Below are 19,734 nucleotides of genomic sequence, written 5' to 3' on the forward strand. Positions count from 1 at the left end.
TTCCCACCCTAGGCGGCTAGGCCCCCGTCCCGGCTACGGGAACGTCCGAGGCGTACGGGACTGCGGGCGCGGCGGACGCGTCCGGTGCGGGGGCCAGGCGGCGTTGGCGCTTGGGCACGCCGAAGGTCGGGTGCGAGGTGCTCCACAGCGACATCTTGAGGATGCCGGCCTTGATCCGCGCGGCCTTCCGGCCGCCCACGTACTTCGGCTTGGCCCGGGCTTCGTGGTCGACGAACTGCAGGATCCCGTCCTGCCGCCCGAGGCTGATGTGGTTGCCCGGGTAGTCCAGCTTGACGTGGCCGGTCTTGCCGCCGGTGAGGGTGCCCACGATGGCCTTCATGGCCTGCATGCCGGTGAAGCCGGCCGAAGCACAGGACATCGGCAGCGGCTGCCCGTTGGCGCCGATGGTGTGGACGCTGTCCCCGGCCGCGTAGACCTCGGGGTGCGAGAGCGAGCGCATGGTGCCGTCGACGAGGATCCGGCCGCTCTCGGTGACCGCGAGCCCGGCGGCGGCCGCGATGGGGTGGACCGCGAACCCGGCCGTCCACACCGTCGCGCCGGAGGGCAGGGCGGTGCCGTCGGCGCACAGGACGCGGGTCGCTTCGACGGCTTGGACGGCGGTGTGTTCCAGGACGGTGATGCCGATCCGGTCGCAGGCCCGGCGCAGGTGGGCGCGCGCTCCGGCGGAGAGGGGGGCGGCCAGCTCGCCGCGGGCGATCAGCGTGACCGACAGGCCGGGCCGGGACTCGGCGATCTCGGTGGCGGTCTCGATGCCGGTCAGCCCGTCGCCGACGACCAGGACGTTCCCTCCCTCGGGCAGGCCGTCCAGGCGCTCGCGCAGGCGCAGCGCCGAGGGCCGGGCGGAGACGTCGAAGGCGTGGTCGGCGGCGCCGGGGACACCGCGGTCGTCACCGTGGCTGCCGAGCGCGTAGAGGAGGGTGTCGTAGCCGAGCTCGTCGGTGCCGGCGCCAGTGCCGGCGTCACCGCCGGTGTCGGCCACGGAGACGACCCGGCGCTCGGGGTCGAGAGCGGTGACCCGGGCCAGGCGCAGGCGGATCCCGGTGCCCGCGAAGACGTCGGCGAGCGTGCGGGTCTCGATGTCCTGGCCGGTCGCGACCTGGTGCAGCCGCAGCCGTTCGACGAAGTCCGGCTCGGCGTTGACCACGGTGATCTCGGCGTCCGCCGGGGACAGCCGACGGGCCAGGTTCCCGGCCACGTAGGCCCCGGCGTAGCCGGCACCGAGGACGAGGATGCGGTGCTTCATGTGGTGCTCCTGTCGGTTCGCTGGGCTCTCGGTGACTTGAGCGGGACAGCGGACCGATTCCTGACAGGAACCGCGTGTGGCGTGGGTCACATGGGGGGGCGGCGTCGTGGCCTTCGCCGGCTCCGCACCGACCCTGAGCGTCACGACCCTCGCCTGACCTCGACCGACAGCCCACATGGCACCACCACCGCGCGCATGGCGCCACTAAAGCCTCGCAGTGGCGCCATTCATGTGCCATGATGACACCACTGCGGCACAGTCAGCGGTCCGCACGTTCACGGAGTCGCCAACGGGATCACCAACGGAGGGGTTGGATCATGGAGACAGTGCAGAGCCGGAAGCAGGACGCAGCCGGCGCCTTCACCGCCTTCTCCCGCTTCGTGCTCTGCGGCGGAGGGGTGGGGGTCGCCTCCAGCTTCGCCGTCGCGGCCCTCGGCTCCTGGATTCCCTGGATCCTGGCCAACGCCCTGGTCAGCGTGGTCTCCACGCTCCTCGCCACCGAGCTGCACGCCCGCTTCACCTTCGGCGCGGGCGGCCGGGCCACCTGGCGCCAGCACGCGCAGTCGGCCGGATCCGCGGCGGCCGCGTACGCGGTGACCTGCGCGGCGATGCTCGTCCTGCGGCAGCTCGACGCGTCGCCCAGCGCCCTGCGCGAACAGGTCGTCTACCTGTCCGCCTCCGCACTCTCCGGCGCCGCGCGCTTCGCGGTGCTGCGCCTCGTCGTCTTCGCGCAGCACCGCTCGAAGACCGCGGCCGCCATCGGTACCACCCGCGCCGTACCCGTGCCCGCGGCCGTGGCCCGTACCGCCGCCCCAGCCGGGGCGGCGGACCTCTGCCGCGCGGCCTGACACCGTCCGCCGGGGACTCAGGGCGTCACGATCGGGAAGCCCAGGGTCGGCTTTGGCCACCTGATTTCTCCTAGGATGCCCCGACCTTTAGGGCGGGGAGGAACAGCTCCTTGGGTCGGAGGCGCGGAGCGCCGGAGTTCGGTTCGCATCTGTTCTGACCTGCTCTTTCGGCTGTTGTCAGTGGTGGGGGATAACTTGCTGGAATGACGAGGGCGCCGATGGTGGGGGATGCCGGGCATGCCCGGTGGACCTTCCGGCTGCGTGTGTCGTCCACGGCCCGCACGGCCCTGGCAGGCGAGTGGGACCGGTGCCGCTGGGTGTGGAACGAGTCCTGCGCGAAGTCGAAGCAGACGCACCTCGCGAACAAGTACCGGCCCGAAGGCACGGACAGGCGGACGTGTGGTCCGGCGCAGCTCGACAAGATGCTGACCGAGGCCCGGAAGGCGAACGCTTGGCTGCGGGAGGGCTCCTCGGTGCCGCAGCAGCAGTTGATCCGCGACTTCGGGAAGTCCCGTGCGAAGGCGCAGAAGGACATCAAGGAACGGCTGCCGATGCGGCAGCGCGCCGGGATGCCGAAGTACAAGAAGAAGCGGGAAGCGCGGCCGTCCCTGAACTACACCAAGCGCGGCTTCCGGATCAAAGACGGGAAGCTGCACCTGGCCGGCGGCATCGCCCTGACCGTGGTGTGGTCGAGGGAAATGCCTGGCGACCCGTCCAGCGTGCGCGTCTACCAGGACAGCACGGGAGCCTGGTATGCCTCCTTCGTGGTCCCTGTCGAGGTGCAGCCGCTCCCCGAAACCGGTGCCGTGATCGGTATCGACTGGGGCGTGCGCGAGACCGCGACCACCACATCCGACGCTCACGACCTTCCCCACGCCCAGCACGGGAAGAAGGCCGCCGCTGGCTTGGTCCGCTATCAGCGGATGATGGCCCGGCGCAAGCCGCCGAGGGGCAAGCCCGGCTCGAAGGGATACCAGCGGGCGAAGAAGCTGACGGCGAAGCTGCACAGGAAGGTGGCCCGGCAACGCCAGGACACCGGCCGCAAGTGGGCCAAGCGCGTGGTCCGCGACCATGACGCCCTGGCGGTGGAGGACTTCAAGCCGAAGTTCCTCGCCAAGTCCACCATGGCCCGCAAGGCTGCCGACGCGGCGATCTCCGCGACGAAGACGGCCCTGATCGAGATGGGCCGCAAGCACGGTCGGACCGTGTACCTGGTCCATCCCGCGCACACCACGATGGACTGTGCGCAGTGCGGAGCGAGAACCAAGCACGCACTCCCTCTCTCAGAACGAACCTACGCCTGCACCGTGTGCGGAGCCGTGTCCCCCAGGGACAAGAACTCCGCCCGCGTGATGCTGGTCCGGGCTGGTCTCAACCCGGCTAGTGCTGATCGCGGAAGACCAGACCAGGCGCTGCCTGGCCTGGCAGCGTGAGCTAGAAATCCCCGATCAGCCCTGGAGGGCGAGGAAACCCTCCCCCCAGGGAGGGGAGGATTCAAGTAGGAGAACAGGCGGCTGAGCTGAGCTGAGGAGGGCCGGGGATCCCGTGGTGGAGATGGTGTCCAGTACCCGGCCCGCCAGGACGGCCAGGGGTTCGGGCTTGGTGAGCGTCACTGTCAGACCCGCAGGGGTGCGGGGATCGGTGACGGTGCGGTGGGTGAGGGCGTCGTTGTGGAGGGTGAGGCGGTGGCGAGGACCAGGTCGATGGAGGCCCGGGGGCCGTCTCGGCGGCTCGGCAGATTTGAGCGGGTCGATGACGATGACTCCGCGGTCTCCCTCGACGAGGTTCATGTTCGAGAGTCGGAGTGGACTGTACGGGCCGTAGGGGCTGCGGGGATCGCCCGCGGCCGGCGCCTCAGCCCGGCTGCGCGAACTGTTCGGTGCCGACGACCCGGAGGAGGTTCAGCCGGTCGGCCGTGTCCGTGCCCGGCGGGGGCGTCAGGAGCAGCAGGCGCTGGTCGCCCTCCGGGGCGAGGAGCACCTGGCAGTCGAGGTCCACGGGACCGACGACGGGGTGGATCACCCGCATGCGGCTGTGCCGGCGGACGGCGACCTCGTGCAGCTCCCACAGGGCGGTGAACTCCTCGCTGGCTTCCTTCAGGCGCTCCACCAGACGGGTGGCGGCCGGGTCCGCGGAGCGCCTGGCGACGGCCGCCCGCAGGTCGGCCACGTGCAGGCGGCTGTACTGCTCGTGCTCCTCCGCCGGGTACGCGTCCCGCGCGGCCGGGTCGGCGAACCAGCGCCAGACGACGTTGCGGCCGTGCTCGGACACCGTGCACACCCCGCCCAGGAGGCTGCGGGCCATCTCGTTCTGGGCCAGTACGTCGCCCAGGTCGCTGAGGACCTGCGCCGGCGTTCCGGGCAACGCGTCCAGCAGGTGCAGCAGGCCCGCGCCGACCTGGTCACCGGCGACCCGCGCGGCGGGCGGGCGGTGCCCCGCGAGCAGGTGGAGGTGGTCGCGGGCGTCGTCGCCGAGGCGCAGGGCGCGGGCGAGGGCGGACAGGATCTGCGGCGAGGGCTGCGGGCCGCGGGCCTGCTCCAGCCGGATGTAGTAGTCGGCCGACATGCCCGCGAGCTGGGCCACCTCCTCGCGCCGCAGCCCGGGCGTACGCCGCCGGGGCCCGGCGGTGAGGCCCGCGTCCTGCGGGCGCACCCGCTCTCGCGAACGGCGGAGGAAATCGGCGAGCTCACTGCGGTCGATCGTCATGTTGATCATCCTGCCGGACGCTTCCCGCGCGGGACATGCGGTGATCACGTCGTGGACGGGGTCACCGCCCATCCAGCGGTGGCCGCCCGCAGTGGCCGGGGTCGCGTCCCATCCAGCGGTCGCCGCCCGCAGTGGCCGGGGTCGCGTCCTATCCAGGGATCGCCGGTCCCAGGTTCACGGGGTCTCTCCCGCCCCCTGCGCCCCGACGGCACTGTTGGTCGAGCCGGAGGGGAAACGCCCCCGGCAGCCACCACCGCCCCGAGGAGCAGCAGCCATGTCCACGACCCTCACCGCCACCGCCGACGCCGCCGCCATCGTGAGCGCCACCGTGCGCGTCGCCGACGCCGAGGTCTACTACGAGCGCACCGGCACGGGCCCCGCACTCGTCCTCGTGCACGGCACCGGCTCAAGCGGCTCCGCCGTCAACTGGGGTCAGACCCGGCCCCGTTTCACCGCCGACCACACGGTGATCACCCCCGACCTCTCCGGCACCGACCGCACCCGGGACGGCGGGGGCGCGCTGACCGTGGAGGGGCTGGCCGCGCAGGTCATCGCCGTCATCGAGGACGCGGGCACCGGGCCGGTGGACCTGCTCGGCTTCTCCATGGGCGCGCCGGTCTCCGCCGCCGTCGCCGCGCTGCGCCCCGACCTCGTGCGCCGGCTGATCCTGGTCTCCGGCTGGGCCCACACCGAGGGCGACGAGTACCTGCGCAACATCTTCACCCTGTGGCAGCAGCTCGGCGCCTTCGACCCGGCTGCGTTCGGCCGCGCCATCACCATGACCGGCTTCAGCCGGGGCTTCCTCAACGCGATCGGCCGCGAACAGGTCGAGCTCCTGATCCCGAACCTGCCCCCCACCCCCGGCACCCTGCGCCACGTCGACCTCGACACCCGCATCGACATCCGCGGCCTGCTGCCGCTCATCGAGGCGGAGACCCTCGTCATCGGCGCCACCCTGGACATCACCGTCCCGGTGGAGAACAGCCGCGCGCTGCACGCCGCGATCGCACACAGCTCGTACGCCGAGATCGAGGCCGGGCACGTCGCCTTCTTCGAGAAGGAGGACGAGTTCGTGGAGCTGGTCGACGGCTTCATCCGCGGGGGTCGGGCGTAGCGCAGCTCAGCCCTGTACGGCCAGCACGATCCGGAGCACGCAGGCCGCGAGCACGGCGCCGGACACGATGCTGGTGATGGCCGCCCCACGGGTGCCGCGGGGCAGCCGGTCCGGCAGGGTCACCGTCTGCGGGCGCTTGGGGTCGTAGATGACATCCATCCGGCCCCCGATCTGGACCGGCGGGAAGACGAACGGGCCCACGGTGTACTGGCGTGCGGGAGAGCCCACCGGGGTGTACTCGAGCAGGATCATCGAACCGTGCGCGACCTGGCCCACGTTGACGCAGACGGCAGAGTGCCGGATGCCCCGCTTCAGCAGCGGGCTCGCGTGGAGGTAGATCCCGAGCGAGACGCAGAACACCACCAGCGCGGCCAACGCGACCAGAAAGACCCAACCACTCACCGACAACGCCCCCGCCCGACGGAAAGACCAGATCATCTCCGACCGTCGGCAGGGCCACAAGGCCTTATGCCGGTGCCGCTCCGGTGAGGGTGTCGACCAGAGCCTGGGCGAGGACGGTCGCGGCGCCGATCCTGGTGTCCTCCCGCTCGTCGCCGGTGACCTTTCCGATCACCGCGTCACGGACGGACACCGAGATGTCGGGGCCCCCGTACAGCTCGGGGAAGGACAGGGCCATCAGGCAGACGCCCACGTTCGCCGAGAGGATCGACTGTCCGGCCAGCGCCGGGGTCGTCCGCAGTCGGCCGGCGTCGCGGCACCGCCCGACGGCCGTCAGGAGCAGGGCCTGCGCCTCCGCGATCGCCTGCGGCTTGGCCGTACCGGCCGGCGTGAACATCAGCCGGTAGAGGTGGGGATTGCCGAGGGCGAACGCGACGTGGCTGTCCCAGGCCGCCCGCAGGTCCGCCACCGGGTCGCCGGTCTGCGGATTGCGGCGCTTGTTGGCGAGGAACCGCTCGAAGCCGAGGTCGGCCACCGCGGTGAGCAGCCCCTCCTTGTCACCGAACTGGCGGTAGATCTCGGGCATGCCGACCTTGGCCCGGTCGCAGATGGCCCGGGTGGAGATCGCCGCCGCGTCCTTGTCCGCGAGCAGCTCCGCGGTGGCTTCCAGAATGCGTTCTCGGGCCGTTGACATGGCGTCGATGGTAGCAGCGCTAACATCATGCGTAAGCATCGCTTACGATCCGTGTTAGCGTTGCACACACCTGCTCGTGAGCGCCTGCCGAGAAGCACCGACGGAGACGTGATGGAGACCCATGGACACCGGCTGGACCTCGATTCCGCGGACGGATCGCCCCTGGAACCCCTCGCGCGACTGATCGTGATCGTGCTCTTCGACGGCGTCGACCTGCTCGACGTCACCGGGCCGCCGGAGGTGTTCTCCCTGGTCCCCCGGGAGACGGACGACGCGGCCGGCTACCGGGTCGTCCTGGCGGCCGGGACCCTCGATCCCGTCACCACCTCGGCCGGGGTGCGCATCCTGCCGGACCTGACCTTCGCCGAGGCCGCGACGCGGAGCATCGACACGCTCCTGGTGCCCGGCGCGGTCGAGCTGGACGCCGAGCGCCGCGTCCGCGCCCTCACCGACCCTGAGGTGGTCGACTGGGTGCGGACGCTCGCCGCGCGCACGCGCCGGGTCGCCTCCGTCTGCGTGGGGGCGCACCTGCTGGCCGCGGCCGGGCTGCTCGACGGCAAGCGGGCCACCACCCACTGGTCCACCGCGGAGCAGCTCGCGGCCGAGCACCCGGCGGTCGAGGTGGACGCCGACCCGGTCTTCATCCGGGAGGGCGAGGTGTGGACCGGCGCCGGGATCAGCGCCTGCCTGGACCTCTCGCTCGCCCTGGTGGCCGAGGACTTCGGCGAGGCCGTCGCCCTGCGCGTGGCCCGGCAGCTGGTGATGTACCTGAAGCGGCCGAGCGGGCAGAGCCAGTTCAGCGTCCCGCTGGAGCCGCCCTCCGCGACGCGGCGCGCCGAGGACCTGCGGCACTACATCCGGCGGCACCTGGGCGGCCGGCTGAGCCTGGCCGACATCGCGGAGTACGCGCACGTCAGCGAGCGGCAGTTGGCCCGGATCTTCAAGTCCGAGCTGGGCATGACCCCGGCCGCCTACATCGAGTCGGCCCGCGTGGAGCTGGCGCGGGGCCGGCTCGAAACCACCGATGCCACGCTCGAACGGATCGCCTCCGCCTGCGGGTTCGGCACGGCCGACACCCTCGTACGGGCCTTCCGCCGCACGCTCGACACCACGCCGACGGAGTACCGGCTCCGCTTCCGGACGGCCTGAGGCGCCCGCCTCCGCGCTACGCGGCTCCGCGCGCGGCCGGGTCGAGGGAGTCGACGTCCTCCATGAAGCTGAGCATCCGGGCGTTGACCAGCTCGGGGTGGTCGAGCTGCGGGCCGTGCCCGGTCGCGGAGACGATCTCGGCGCGGGCTCCGGGGATCACCCGCGGCACCCGCTCCAGCTGGCGCTTCGGGTGCACGAGCAGGCTCCGCTTGCCCATGATCAGGTAGAACGGCGTCCGGATCGTGCCCAGTTCCGCGTCCGACAGCGGCAGCGGGGCGGGGCGCTTGATCCGGAAGGCGCGGACGCCCGCCTGGATCCACCTCCGCAGTTCGGGGACGACCAGGACCGGCTGCTCCAGCCACTTGGCCAGCGTCGGGCGCAGCGCCTTGGGGGCGAAGGTGGCGAAGAGACTGGCGAAGATCCACACGAAGAAGCGCAGCCCCACCTTCTCCAGGCCGCCCGGGTCCAGGGCGGTGACCGAGGCGAGCCGGCCGGGGCGCAGGTGCACCTGGTTGATGACCAGCCAGCCGCCGTAGGAGGAGCCGACCAGGTGGACGTGGTCCAGGCCGAGCGCGTCGAGGGCCTCGTCCATCCACTGGGCCGCGCGCTCGGGCTGCCACATCGGTGCGCGGTGCATACTGCGGCCCGGGTCGCCGGGGGTGTCGAGGGCGTAGACGGGCCGGTCGGCGCTGAGGGCCACGGTGTTGGGGTACCACTGGGCCGAGCAGCCGCCCGAGCCGTGGATCAGGACGATGGGCGTACGGGACTCCGCCGCCGGGTCCGTGGGGCCGTACCGGTAGACGTGCGTGGTCCCGAAGCTGGTCTCCACGTCCGTCTCGGAGCGGGCGGGCGCCCCCTTCGCGTAGAGCGCGTCGCAGGCGGCGAAGTAGCGGTCGCGCAGCTCGTCGCTCACGTAGCGGCCGATGTCACGGCGGGGCTTGTTGTCGGGCACGGGGCACCTCCTGGAGGACCGGGGATCCGTTCTTCGTGATACGACCGTACCATGATGTTGATACGGCGGTACCATGAAAACGAGCCGCGGGCTCATCACCCACGGGCACCGACGGGCGGAGACACCAGAACATGCCGAAACGCGTGGACCACGAGGAACGGCGCACCCAGATCGCCGAGGCACTCATCCGCGTCGCCGGACGGCGCGGGCTGCACGCCGTCGGCATGCGCGACGTGGCGGCCGAGGCCGGAGTCTCCCTGCGCCTGGTCCAGTACTACTTCCAGACCAAGGAGAAGCTGCTCTTCTACGGGCTCCAGCACCTGACCGACCGCTTCACCACACGGGTCGGCGCCCGCCTGGCCGCCGCCGGCCCCGACCCCGGCCCGCGCGCGACGATCGAGGCCCTGCTGCTGGCCTCCCTGCCGACCGACGAGGAGAGCCGCACCTTCCACCTCCTCTACAGCTCCTACTCGATCCTGTCCGTGACCGACGAGGCCCTCGCCGCCCAGCCCTTCATCGACAACCCCGACGCCGCCGAGAACGCGGTGGCCGGGCTGATCGCCCAGGCCCAGGAAACCGGCCTGGCCGACCCGGACGTCGACGCGCGCACGGAGGCGATCAGCCTGCTCGCCATGGCGGCGACCATGGGCACCAGCATCCTGGTCGGCCAGCGGGGCCCCGAGTCGGCCGTCGCGGTGCTGCGCCACCACCTGGACCGGATCTTCAGGACGGGCACACGGAGTCCCGCAGGGGACGCTCCCCCGTCGTGAGGTACGCGGTGACCGTGCGGTCGGAGCAGGCGTTGCCGTTGCCCAGGTAGACCCCGTGGCCGCCGTGGTCGACGGTGAGCAGCCGGGCGCGCGAGCCGAGGGCTTCGCGCATCTTCAGGGAGGCGGTGTACGGGGTCGACGGGTCGCGGAGGTTCTGCACCATCAGGATGTTCGAGGGGCCCCGGTCGGTGATGCGGGTGGGGCGTTCGGCGGGGGCGTCGGGTGACGTTCGCCGGCATCCCGGCCGTCAGGGGGTGCGCGGCGCGGTCCGCGGCCACTGCCCGCTCGTACCCGGAGACGTTCTTGGGCCAGGCCACGACGTTGCAGATGACCCCCACCATCAGCGACGCGTCCGAGTCGGGGAGCACCGCGGCGAGCTCCTTGGGCAGCTCGGGGACCGCCCCGGGGTCCCGGGCCTCGCGGACGAGGCGGGCGAAGGCGGGGAACTGGGCGTCGCCGTAGAGGGCGGTCTGCAGGGCCTGGCGCAGCATCGTGCCCGTCAGCGGCAGGCCGGGTACGTTCGAGGGCTTCGGGGAGCGGTCCAGCTCCGCAGCGAGGGCCAGGAACAACGGGCGTACGTCGTCCGGGTGGTCGGCGAGCCGCAGCCCCTCCCCCGCCCGCGCCGGGTCCGCCGCCCAGGCCGCGAAGTCGGGGAAGCGGTCGTCGGCGCCCTGCGCCATGTTCGCGAGCCAGCCGCGCGCGACCCGCGTCGGGTCGGGGTCCCCGCTGCTGTCCAGCACCAGGCGGTCGGTGCGGTGCGGGAACTTCTGCGCGTACACCGCCGTCACGTAGGTCCCGTAGGAGACGGCCCACACCGAGAGCTTGCGCTCGCCGAGGGCCTCCCGGAAGCGGTCCATGTCGCGCGCCTGGTTGGCGGTGGTGAAACTGCGCAGCTCCGCGCCGCCGTTCGCGGCACAGGCCTCGGCCACCCGGCGGGAGCGGTCGACGTTCTCCGCGATCCCCCCGTCGGCGCCGGGCCAGGAGCGCAGGGTCGTCAGGCGCCGGTCGGCCGCGTCCAGGCCGCATTCGGCGGTGACGCTGCCGCCGACTCCGCGCGGGTCGAGCGCGACGAGGTCGTACGCGCCGTCCAGTTGCCCCGCCAGCGCGGCCCCCTTCTGCGAGAGCCGCTGCACGCCCGAGCCGCCCGGCCCGCCGGGGACCACGGCCAGCGTCCCGCGCCGGGCGGCGGGACGGGTGCTGGGCAGCCGGGACACGGCGAGGTCGACGTGCGGGCCGGCCGGGTCGGCGTAGTCGAGGGGGACGGACAGCTTCGCGCACTGCTGGCCGTCGAGGTGGCCCGTGTGGGTGCACGCCGTCCAGGCCAGGGTGGGCGCGGCGGCGCGGCCGGCGGCGGTGGCGGCCGCGGCGCCGGCGGTACCGGTCAGCGTGGCCGCCACGGCCGTGGCGGCCAGGGCGACGAGTGCGGTCTTGCTGCGGTAAGTGGTCATGAAACGAGGATGGTTGGGCATCCCCGGCCATCACATCCGGGAGCCGGGAAGGTCGTTCGGGGGGCTAGCCCCCCGGCGAGCCCCCCGTCAGACCACGACCACCGCCACTGCCGCCGCACCCATGAGCGCGGCGGCGGAGTGGATGGCCGCATGGCCGTAGTCACCCGACCAGAGGTGGCGGGCCAGACCGGCGACGGCGGTCAGGCCCGCGATGATGCCGATCTGCGCGAGCAGGGTGACGGTGGAGAAGGGGGTCAGCAGCAGGAGCACCGCGTTCAGCCAGAACGGGGCCGCGCCCGTCCAGCCCCGCCACTCCCGCACGTCTCGCCACTGCTGCCGGTTGGGCAGGTGCGGCAGGCGAAGCCAGTGCGGCAAGTGAAGCCAGTGCGGCGCCTCCCGGCGGCCTTTGGGTCTTCGATGGTCCCCGAGCTCTCGGGTCGCCGTCGCCACCGCGCCGTCACCAGCCTCTCATTCACTTGCACGCAAGACGTCAACTCGCAGGCTGTACAGCCTCCTTGGGTGTTGCGGCGGGGACAAGAGCCCGTTCGGCAAGAAATCCGAAAGCCAGGCCGAAAGTTCCCCACATCGCGGCCTGAATGGCGAGCGAGGCGAGCCGGAACTGCCAGACGAGCGCCGCCGGGAAGCCCGTCGGCACCTCGTTGATGCCGGGCAGGAACGCGTAGGCGACGGCGACGGCCACCACGAAGGCGAGCGAGGCTGCGATCGAGGCGTTCCAGTTGCCCAGGCGCGGCGCGAGGCGCCGGCCCAGGATCAGCGCGGCGGCCGCGAGCAGCAGGCCGAGCGCGAGCATCAGGACGTAGAGGGTGGTCCGCTGGACCGTGGTCTCGGGGTCTCCGACGGCCGGCGGGTTGGCGGGGTACTTGAAGAACGGCACCAGGGTGACGGTGACGAACAGACCGCCGGAGACCAGCAGCGCCGTGGCCCGGGGGCCGAAGCGGCCGATCCGGCCCAGGGCGTAGCAGTAGACGAGCGCGGCGATGCCGCCGAGCGCGATCCCGTAGAGCAGGGTTCCGGTGCCCAGCCCGGCCGTGGCCTGGAGGGCCCGGCTGACCGGAGCCGCCTCGGCGTCACCGTGATCGTGGGATCCGGCTTCCTCCAGGGCGATCGCCGCGTCGACCTGGGACTCGCCCAGGAAGTACGCGACGAGGAACGCGGCAACTCCGGCGAGCAGGCCGGCGAGCATGCCCCTGATGAGGAGCACGCGGGGGGAAATGGGGTTCATGAAGTTTTCGGTCCCTTGCGGATCGGTGGATCAGTGGCAGGGGAAGCCGAGGAGGTGGCGGCCGTCGTGCATCCACTCGTGCACGGTGTCGCCTTCGAAGATCGCGGTGGCGCCCTGCTCGGCGCCGACGAGGTAGAGCAGGACCAGCATCAGAACGCCCACGAACAGCGCCCAAGGGGCCAGGGTGGAGAGGGAGATGGGTGCGACGGCCAGCGGGGCGGCAGTCGTGGGCACGGCGGAGTCGGCCATGGCAGGAACCTCCAGAGGGAACACGCGTCCCGGTCAGTGGTGCTTGCGACGACGGTGGCGGGTCTGACTTTCCTCCCCCTCCGGGAGGATTCACAGTGGCGCGACCGTGCCGGATTCTCAACCGGACTTCCGTCATACCGTCGTCTTGTCGTCCGCCACCGTACCGCTCTTTATGGCGGCCTTACAGCGTCCTTGCAGGAGGGTTCCGTCTCACCGGCTCGTCGCACCGGCTCGTCTCACCGGCGCGTCTCACCGGCCGACGGCGTCAGCCGATGGCGTCGACCACCTCGCCCAGGCCGACGAACTTGAAGCCGGTCGCCTCGCGGTCGCCGTCGCCCGGGGTTTCCCGGCCGTCCTGGACGACGAGCAGGCCGCGGGGATAGCGCGTACCGAGGGGGGCGTTGAGGGCGGCGGCGCCGTCGCAGACCTCGGAGCCGTCAAGGGTGGCGGAGGCCGCGGTGATGCGGAAGGCGCCCTCGAACTCGTTGTGGTCCTCGCGCTCGCGGTCGTAGGCGACGAAGGTGTCGTCACCCTGGCTGGAGGCGAGCAGGTAGCCGTCGCCGTCGGCCTCGGTGACCAGGGTCAGGCCCTCGACGTCGGCCTTCAGGCGCTTGCCCCCGTAGCCGGGATCGGCGCCGGGCGCGCACTCCTCGGTCTCCTCGTCGTAGGTGCCGGGCACGCCGTACTCGCGCACCTTGTCGATCAGCTTCGGCGTGCCGCCGAGGCCCGCGTCGATGCGCCAGATCCCGACGTCCTCCTGCCCCGCGTACAGGGTGCCGTCCGCGGGGTCGACGACCATGCCCTCGATCTGCGGCAGTTCGCCCGGCTCGGCACAGGGCGTCCAGGAAGCGCCGTTCGGCAGGCGGAAGGAGGACGGCAGGTCCAGCGTGCGCACCTGGCGGTAGTCGACCGTGCCTGCGGGGGTGGCGACCAGCTCCAGCAGGGCGATCCGGGTGCGGTTGCGCTGACTGACCGCCGCGTAGGACCGGCCGCTCTTGCGGTCCGTCCAGGTGGCCAGGCCGTACGCGGTCTTCTGCTCGTTGATCTCGGCCTGGTCGGCGGAGAAGACCGGGCGCGCTCCCGGGTCGGTGACGTCGGTGAGCGGGCCGCCGGGCCGGTTCCGGTCGATCCGGTAGATCCGCAGCCGGTCGTTGCCCCGGTCGCTGACCACCGCGACATCGGCGCGCCCGCCGCCCAGGCGCAGGCCGCTGACCAGGTCGACGTTGTTGAAGCGGCCGGGTGCGTCGTCGGCGCCCGGTCCGGCCGGGGCGGGCAGCGACTGCACCTGCCGGGCCTCCAGGTCGTAGACCCGCAGGCCGCCCTGCTTGGCGGTCGCGATCACCAGGCTGCGGCCCGGGTCGGCGGCGTTGCGCCAGATCGCCGGGTCGTCCGCGTTGGCGTCGCCGCCGGCCTCGTCGTCGTACAGCGGCGCGGTCTCGGCCCTGGGCCGGACGGTGCCGATCGAGGAGGCCTGTGCGGGGAGCGCCACGGACCCGGCGAGTGCCGTGCAGAGCACGAGTGCGGAGGCGCGGGCGGCGAGACGTGTGGTCAATGTTCTTCCTTTATGAGGGTTTTGCCCTGAGAGGAAGACGCTCGCGGGGTTGATTGTCATGTCCGCACCCAACAGATGGCCGATGGTTGAACGCGGTGCGAAACCCCGGAAGAATCGGACGGTGCACCCCACCACCGTACGAGTCCGTCTCGTGATTCCGCCTCTGGACGAAGCGGGGCGCCTCCACCGCTTCCCGTCCGCAGATCCGTGCCCCGGGCACGAAGGGCTGCGCGGGCAGGACCACGGCGCCTGGGCCGGGCGGGCCATGGACGACGTGGCCGGGGAGGACCCCGAGGGGCTGCGGAGGTGGATGACCGACACCGCGTACGCGCCCCCGGGCGGCGGCGAGTCGGTCGAGACGCTGATCGCGCGGGTCGGCGCACACCTGGGCGCGCTGGCGCCGGGGACGCACCGGGCGGTGGCCGGGCAGGGCGTCGTACGGGCGGCCGTGGTGTGGGCCCTGGAGCTGCCGGCGGCGGCCTTCTGGCGGCTCGACGCACGCCCGGGGTCGGTGACGACGCTGACGGGGCGCTCCGGGCGCTGGAACCTGCTCGTGGGCGGGCCGGAGGATCCGCCGGGCAGTCCCTGACTCCCCGCCTCACTCACCGCCGCCTCCGCCGTCGCCGCCTCCGCCGCCTCCGCCGCCGTCGGAGTACGAGCCCGAGTGCGAGCCGGGATCGGAGTCGCCGTCCATGCGCGGCAGCCTGCGCCCCGACGTCGGGCCACGACGGCGTGGAACCGCCTGCGCGCGGCCGACCGGGCGGCCGACCGGGCGTCGGGCCGTGGCGTCCAGGACGCCGGCGGCCCCGCGCAGGACGTACTCCGGGATGCTCGCGTCGCGCCCGGCCGCCTCCAGGTGTCGTCTCCCGCTACGGGTCACGCGGCGGTCCGCGCCCTTCACCAGGCCCCATGCGGCCAGCCGACGGCCGATCTCGTAGCCCTCCAGGGAGCGGTGCAGGTCGGCGCGGACCGAGTCGACGCTCCTGGTGCGCCCGCAGAACGCGAGCACACGACGCTCGACCGCGTGCCCGGGCAACTCCCCGCCCACCGTACGCACCTGCGCCTTGTGCACCACGAGCAGGCCGCGCCTGTTCAGCGCGACCATCGCGCTGTCCGCCACCCGCCGCGCCCCACCCGCCAGGAACGCGATGTCGTACACGTCCAGGTCCCGCATCTCGTGCGAACCCCTTGCGAACTGCCGGAACACCCACCGCATACCGGGTCCACCCCCCGTTTCGGCCCGCCTCGTCTGTCAGCAGTGTCACCTGACGGTGCGGCGCCCAACCCCCGTCCTGCCGTCTCAGAGCAAGACTTGAGCTTCACGGCGCGGCGTCGGATCGGGGCGGGCCGGGCTGAGTCGGGCCGCGAACGCGCAGCGGCCCGGACCCCGCGACGCGGTCCGGGCCGAACTACCGTGGGTGGGGAGCGGGCGTCAGGCCACGATCCAGTCGCTCGTCGCGATCACCGGCTGCACGCCGTCGCGGTGCACGGTGCCCTCGATGAGGCCGTACATGCGGTCGGCCGCGAAGTAGACCTCGTTGTCGTTCTTGAGGCCGAAGGGCTCCAGGTCGACGAGGAAGTGGTGCTTGTTGGGGAGGTTGAGGCGCACCTCGTTGACCTTGGGGCAGTTGTCGAGCACGCGCTCGGCCATCTGGTTCAGGGTCTGCTGCAGGGAGTACGAGTAGGTCTCCGCGAAGGCTTCCAGCATGTTCTTGCGGACCTTCTTGTACGACTGGTCCCAGTCGTACTCGGCGTCGTCGGCGGCGAGCGCCGAGTGCGCCCAGCGCGCGGTGACCTTGGTCGCCAGGATGCGGTCGTACGCCTCCTGCAGCGTCGTGTACTTGTCCTTGATGAAGCCGTGGAACTCGGAGTTGGTCGAGTTCATCACGGTCAGGTCCTTCAGACCCGAGATCACCTGGAGACCGGTGGTCTCGCTGTACGTGATCTGCGCGGTGCGCACCTCGGTGCCCTTGAGGGCGAAGGAGTGCTGCTCCTTGCGCGTCGGGACCGGGATCCGCTCCCAGGCGTACTCCTCGACGCGGATCTGCGCCTCGCGGATCGGGGCCTGGGAGGAGACGAAGTGCTTGGCGAGCAGGATGCCGAAGGCCTCGGGGGAGGCGACGCCGTGCTCCTTGGAGAAGGCGTACACCGTGTTCTTGGTGGTGTCCGTGGGCAGGCAGTTGGCGTTGTCACCGGTGAGGTGGACGTCGCGGAACTCGCCGCGCAGCGCGACGGAGACGTTGAGGTCGCGGATCTCGTGCCAGGAACCGTCGCTGCCCTTGCGGGTGACCTTGACGATGCGGTTCTCGGCCTTGCCGTACTGGTTCTGGGCGAGGATGTGCTTGCTCATGCGCTGTCTTCCTTCGGGTACTCGGGAACACGGAGTCCGGTCGTCTGGATCCCGTACGCCCGGCGTCCGGCGGACGCGCAGCCCGCCCCCCGCCGTTCGGTCACGCCGATTCCCCGCGTGGACCGCCCCGGGACTGACGTGCATCCCGGTCCGTAGGTGCCTGTTGATTCCAGCACGTCCCCCTGCTGTTCGTAAGGGAGCGGATCCTCCGATAACAAGCACCCACGGCTTGGGCAACCGTACGATCTGCGCAGGTCAGACCGTGTGCGCGTCGGCCACCGACAGGGCCTCGTCGATGATCCGCAGCCCCTTGTCCACATCCTCGGCGGACACGTTGCAGGGCGGTGCGACGTGGATGCGGTTCCCGGCGAGCAGCGGCCACAGCCCGGCCTTCTTCAGGGCCGCCCCGAACTCGGCCATCGGCGCGTTGTCCGCGCCGGCGGCGTTGTACGGGACCAAGGGCTCGCGCGTCTCCTTGTTCCGTACGAGCTCCAGGGCCCAGAACGTGCCGAGCCCCCGGACCTCCCCGACGGACGGGTGGCGCTCCGCGAGGGCGGCGAGGCCCGGCCCGAGCAGCTCCGCGCCGGTGCGGGCGGACTGCTCCACGGTGCCCTCCTCCTCCATGACATTGATCGTCGCGACGGCGGCGGCGCAGGCCAGCACGTGCCCGGAGTACGTCAGCCCGCCCGGGTAGGGCCGGCGGGCGAAGGTCTCCGCGATGGCGGCCGAGATGGCGACCCCGCCGAGGGGGACGTATCCGCTGGTCACGCCCTTGGCGAAGCAGATCAGGTCGGGGGTGACGTCCCAGTGCTCGGAGGCGAACCACTTACCGGTGCGGCCGAAGCCGACCATGATCTCGTCGAGGATGAAGACGATGCCGAAGCGGTCGCAGAGCTCGCGCACGCCGGCCAGGTAGCCGTCGGGGTGCACGAGCACGCCGGGGGCTCCGCCGACGGTCTCCAGGATGATCGCGGCGATGGACTGCGGGCCCTCGAAGACGATGGTGTCTTCCAGGTGGCGCAGTGCGCGCTCGCACTCCTCGGCGGGGGTGGCCGCGTAGAAGGGCGAGCGGTAGGCGAAGGGGCCCCAGAAGTGCACGACGCCGGCGGTGGCGCTGTCGTTGCCGAAGCGGCGCGCGTCCCCGGTGAGGTTGATCGCGGTGGAGGTGGCCCCGTGGTACGAGCGGTACGCGGAGAGCACCTTGGCGCGGCCGGTGTGCACCCGGGCCATGCGGACGGCGTTCTCCACGGCCTCGGCGCCCGCGTTGGTGAAGAAGATCTTGTCGAGGTCGCCCGGGGTGCGCTCGGCGATCAGCCGGGCGGCCTCGGAGCGCACGTCGACGGCGAAGCCGGGCGCGACGGTGCAGAGCTTGCCGGCCTGCTCGGCGATGGCCGCGGCCACCTTCGGGTGCTGGTAGCCGATGTTCGTGTAGACGAGGGCACTGGAGAAGTCGAGGAAGCGGTTGCCGTCGTAGTCCCAGAAGTAGGAACCCTCGGCACCGGCCACGGCGAGCGGGTCGATGAGCTCTTGCGCCGACCAGGAGTGGAAGACGTGACTGCGGTCGTCGGCCTTCACGGTGGCCTTTGCGGAGGAGGCCTGTGTGGCGGCGTCGCGTGCGTCGGCTTCTGCGTTCATATTCCGAGGGTAGTTGTCCACGATGTGGAATCCGGTGGGGACGGCCGGCAGGGGGCCGGGGACGGGCTTGGGGCGGGTCGGCAGCGCGCCGGGGGCGTCAGACGACGTGCCGGCCGCCGTCGACGGTGAGCACGTCGCCGGTCGTGTAGGCGGCGTCGACCAGGTAGAGCGCGGCCTCGGCCACGTCCTCGGGGGTGCCCACGCGGCGCAGCGGGGTGTTCTCGGTGATCCACTCCCGCGAGCTCTCCCAGACCTGGTCCTCGCCCTCGTACCAGGGGGTGTCGATCAGGCCGGGCGCGATCGCGTTCACCCGGACGGCGGGTCCGAGCTGGGAGGCCAACAGCCGGGTCATGTGGTTGACCGCGGCCTTGCTGACGGCGTAGGGGACGGAGCTGCCCAGCGCGCGGGTCGCGGAGACCGAGGAGATGTTGACGATCGAGGCCGGGGAGCCGCTCGCGCCGGATTCCCGCAGGTGGGGGGTGGCGGCGGTGATCATCTGCCAGGTGCCGACGACGTTGACCTCGAATATCTCGCGCCAGGCGTCGGCGTCGGCCGCGTCCAGGTCGCCCAGGGGGATGAACCGGGTGACGCCCGCGTTGTTGACCAGGATGTCGAGCCGTCCGTACGTGTCGATCGCCGTCCGGACGATCCGCCGCGCGTCGGCGGCGTCCGCGACGTCGCCCCGTACGTAGACCGCGTCGGGCAGTTCGGCGGCGAGCGCCTTGCCCGCGTCCTCGCTGCGCGCCGAGTTCAGGACCACGCGGATTCCGGCCGCCGCCAGTCTGCGGGCGATGCCCGCGCCGATGCCGGAGGAGGAACCGGTGATCAGGGCGACACGGTTCTCGACTCGGTTCTCGACTCGGGTCTCGGACATGGGATTCCTCCTGGCAGGGGTTCGCGCTCCGCGTGCGGACGACCGGAGCATAACGCGAATACCACATCCTGGAAAAGAATTTCCGTTATATGGAATTCGATCTTCCACCCCTTAGGCGGGGATCGCCACATACCGGGCATATCACCCCACATCCACTTAGCCTGAGCCAACGACACGTCCACCCGCGTTAGGGACCCGTCAAGGCCGCGCCAACGGGCGTATGGGCCCCGTCAAGGAAGCCTGTGAGCAGCCGAAAAGGCGTTCCACTCAGAGGTGTCCGAAAAACGCCCGCCCTCGAACCCTCCGGGAGCTCACGATGGCCGATCTGGCCTTCGTCGTCACCACGATCGCGGTCTTCGCGCTGGTGGTCCTCGTCGCCAAGGGGGTGGCCAAGCTGTGAACGCCGAAAACGTCATCGGCCTGCTGGTCGCCGTCGCGCTGCTGGGTTACCTCGTCGTCGCCCTCGTCTTCCCGGAGAGGTTCTAGC

The 19,734-nt window shown here is 71.8% G+C and carries 20 protein-coding genes and 1 pseudogene; 7 read left to right on the forward strand and 14 right to left on the reverse strand.

Annotated features, from left to right (window positions below; translation table 11 throughout):
* Positions 1-16 precede the first annotated feature (16 nt).
* A complete protein-coding gene (locus OHA37_RS18165) occupies positions 17-1,264 on the reverse strand; it encodes an NAD(P)/FAD-dependent oxidoreductase (RefSeq protein WP_266906504.1) in 1,248 nt (415 codons plus the stop codon).
* A 317-nt stretch (positions 1,265-1,581) separates the two neighbouring features.
* Here OHA37_RS18165 and OHA37_RS18170 point away from each other — a divergent pair, with 317 nt between their 5' ends.
* Together OHA37_RS18170 and OHA37_RS18175 are read left to right on the forward strand one after the other, a co-directional pair.
* Positions 1,582-2,112 carry a hypothetical protein gene (locus tag OHA37_RS18170; RefSeq protein WP_266906506.1) on the forward strand — a complete coding sequence of 177 codons (531 nt, stop codon included), beginning with the start codon at positions 1,582-1,584 and terminating at the stop codon, positions 2,110-2,112.
* Between the two features lie 203 nt (positions 2,113-2,315).
* Positions 2,316-3,545, forward strand: coding sequence for an RNA-guided endonuclease InsQ/TnpB family protein (locus tag OHA37_RS18175; protein ID WP_266906508.1), 1,230 nt, complete (start codon positions 2,316-2,318; stop codon positions 3,543-3,545).
* Positions 3,546-3,966: 421 nt separating this feature from the next.
* On the opposite strand, the gene OHA37_RS18180 is transcribed toward OHA37_RS18175, so the two are convergent.
* Positions 3,967-4,827 (reverse strand): helix-turn-helix transcriptional regulator, encoded by an 861-nt coding sequence (locus OHA37_RS18180; protein ID WP_266906510.1) that lies wholly within the window; start codon positions 4,825-4,827, stop codon positions 3,967-3,969.
* A 265-nt stretch (positions 4,828-5,092) separates the two neighbouring features.
* Here OHA37_RS18180 and OHA37_RS18185 point away from each other — a divergent pair, with 265 nt between their 5' ends.
* Complete coding sequence (locus OHA37_RS18185) at positions 5,093-5,932, forward strand: alpha/beta fold hydrolase (RefSeq protein WP_266906512.1); 840 nt, start codon at positions 5,093-5,095, stop codon at positions 5,930-5,932.
* A 6-nt stretch (positions 5,933-5,938) separates the two neighbouring features.
* On the opposite strand, the gene OHA37_RS18190 is transcribed toward OHA37_RS18185, so the two are convergent.
* A complete protein-coding gene (locus OHA37_RS18190; protein WP_266906514.1) occupies positions 5,939-6,334 on the reverse strand; it encodes a hypothetical protein in 396 nt (131 codons plus the stop codon).
* A gap of 64 nt (positions 6,335-6,398) precedes the next feature.
* The gene (locus OHA37_RS18195) at positions 6,399-7,025 is read right to left on the reverse strand and encodes a TetR/AcrR family transcriptional regulator (RefSeq protein ID WP_250750119.1); all 627 of its coding nucleotides are present in this window, start codon (positions 7,023-7,025) and stop codon (positions 6,399-6,401) included.
* Between the two features lie 111 nt (positions 7,026-7,136).
* On the opposite strand from OHA37_RS18195, the gene OHA37_RS18200 reads away from it, so the two are divergent.
* The gene (locus OHA37_RS18200) at positions 7,137-8,174 is read left to right on the forward strand and encodes a GlxA family transcriptional regulator (protein WP_443046182.1); all 1,038 of its coding nucleotides are present in this window, start codon (positions 7,137-7,139) and stop codon (positions 8,172-8,174) included.
* A gap of 16 nt (positions 8,175-8,190) precedes the next feature.
* Here the strand turns inward: OHA37_RS18200 and OHA37_RS18205 are convergent, their stop codons facing one another.
* Positions 8,191-9,126 carry an alpha/beta fold hydrolase gene (locus tag OHA37_RS18205; protein WP_266906517.1) on the reverse strand — a complete coding sequence of 312 codons (936 nt, stop codon included), beginning with the start codon at positions 9,124-9,126 and terminating at the stop codon, positions 8,191-8,193.
* Positions 9,127-9,257: 131 nt separating this feature from the next.
* Between OHA37_RS18205 and OHA37_RS18210 the strand changes: the two genes are divergently transcribed.
* On the forward strand, positions 9,258-9,896 hold the full coding sequence (locus OHA37_RS18210; protein WP_266906519.1) for a TetR/AcrR family transcriptional regulator: 639 nt from the start codon (positions 9,258-9,260) through the stop codon (positions 9,894-9,896).
* On the opposite strand, the pseudogene OHA37_RS18215 reads toward OHA37_RS18210, so the two are convergent.
* From OHA37_RS18215 to OHA37_RS18235, 5 genes and pseudogenes are all read right to left on the reverse strand, one after another.
* Positions 9,850-11,344: pseudogene (locus OHA37_RS18215) on the reverse strand (alpha/beta hydrolase). The gene OHA37_RS18210 and the pseudogene OHA37_RS18215 overlap by 47 nt on opposite strands.
* A gap of 87 nt (positions 11,345-11,431) precedes the next feature.
* Positions 11,432-11,719 (reverse strand): hypothetical protein, encoded by a 288-nt coding sequence (locus tag OHA37_RS18220; protein WP_266906521.1) that lies wholly within the window; start codon positions 11,717-11,719, stop codon positions 11,432-11,434.
* Between the two features lie 115 nt (positions 11,720-11,834).
* The gene (locus tag OHA37_RS18225) at positions 11,835-12,587 is read right to left on the reverse strand and encodes a CbtA family protein (RefSeq protein ID WP_266906523.1); all 753 of its coding nucleotides are present in this window, start codon (positions 12,585-12,587) and stop codon (positions 11,835-11,837) included.
* Positions 12,588-12,617: 30 nt separating this feature from the next.
* Positions 12,618-12,836, reverse strand: coding sequence for a CbtB domain-containing protein (locus OHA37_RS18230; RefSeq protein WP_266906525.1), 219 nt, complete (start codon positions 12,834-12,836; stop codon positions 12,618-12,620).
* A gap of 265 nt (positions 12,837-13,101) precedes the next feature.
* Positions 13,102-14,388 (reverse strand): phytase, encoded by a 1,287-nt coding sequence (locus OHA37_RS18235; RefSeq protein WP_266906527.1) that lies wholly within the window; start codon positions 14,386-14,388, stop codon positions 13,102-13,104.
* A gap of 121 nt (positions 14,389-14,509) precedes the next feature.
* On the opposite strand from OHA37_RS18235, the gene OHA37_RS18240 reads away from it, so the two are divergent.
* Positions 14,510-14,977: a histidine phosphatase family protein gene (locus tag OHA37_RS18240; RefSeq protein WP_266906529.1), complete on the forward strand. Its 468-nt coding sequence runs from the start codon at positions 14,510-14,512 to the stop codon at positions 14,975-14,977.
* A 9-nt stretch (positions 14,978-14,986) separates the two neighbouring features.
* Here OHA37_RS18240 and OHA37_RS18245 read toward each other — a convergent pair whose 3' ends face one another.
* From OHA37_RS18245 to OHA37_RS18260, 4 genes are all read right to left on the reverse strand, one after another.
* Positions 14,987-15,604: a TIGR04222 domain-containing membrane protein gene (locus tag OHA37_RS18245; RefSeq protein ID WP_266906531.1), complete on the reverse strand. Its 618-nt coding sequence runs from the start codon at positions 15,602-15,604 to the stop codon at positions 14,987-14,989.
* A gap of 216 nt (positions 15,605-15,820) precedes the next feature.
* Positions 15,821-16,738, reverse strand: coding sequence for a factor-independent urate hydroxylase (gene pucL, locus OHA37_RS18250; protein WP_243330865.1), 918 nt, complete (start codon positions 16,736-16,738; stop codon positions 15,821-15,823).
* A gap of 255 nt (positions 16,739-16,993) precedes the next feature.
* Positions 16,994-18,373, reverse strand: coding sequence for an aspartate aminotransferase family protein (locus OHA37_RS18255; RefSeq protein WP_266906533.1), 1,380 nt, complete (start codon positions 18,371-18,373; stop codon positions 16,994-16,996).
* A 97-nt stretch (positions 18,374-18,470) separates the two neighbouring features.
* Positions 18,471-19,247: an SDR family NAD(P)-dependent oxidoreductase gene (locus OHA37_RS18260; RefSeq protein ID WP_266906535.1), complete on the reverse strand. Its 777-nt coding sequence runs from the start codon at positions 19,245-19,247 to the stop codon at positions 18,471-18,473.
* Between the two features lie 396 nt (positions 19,248-19,643).
* On the opposite strand from OHA37_RS18260, the gene kdpF reads away from it, so the two are divergent.
* Complete coding sequence (gene kdpF / locus OHA37_RS18265; RefSeq protein ID WP_243330869.1) at positions 19,644-19,733, forward strand: K(+)-transporting ATPase subunit F; 90 nt, start codon at positions 19,644-19,646, stop codon at positions 19,731-19,733.
* The last annotated feature ends 1 nt before the right edge of the window (position 19,734 follow it).

Origin of the sequence: Streptomyces sp. NBC_00335 (assembly GCF_036127095.1) — a bacterium.
GTDB lineage: Bacteria > Actinomycetota > Actinomycetes > Streptomycetales > Streptomycetaceae > Streptomyces.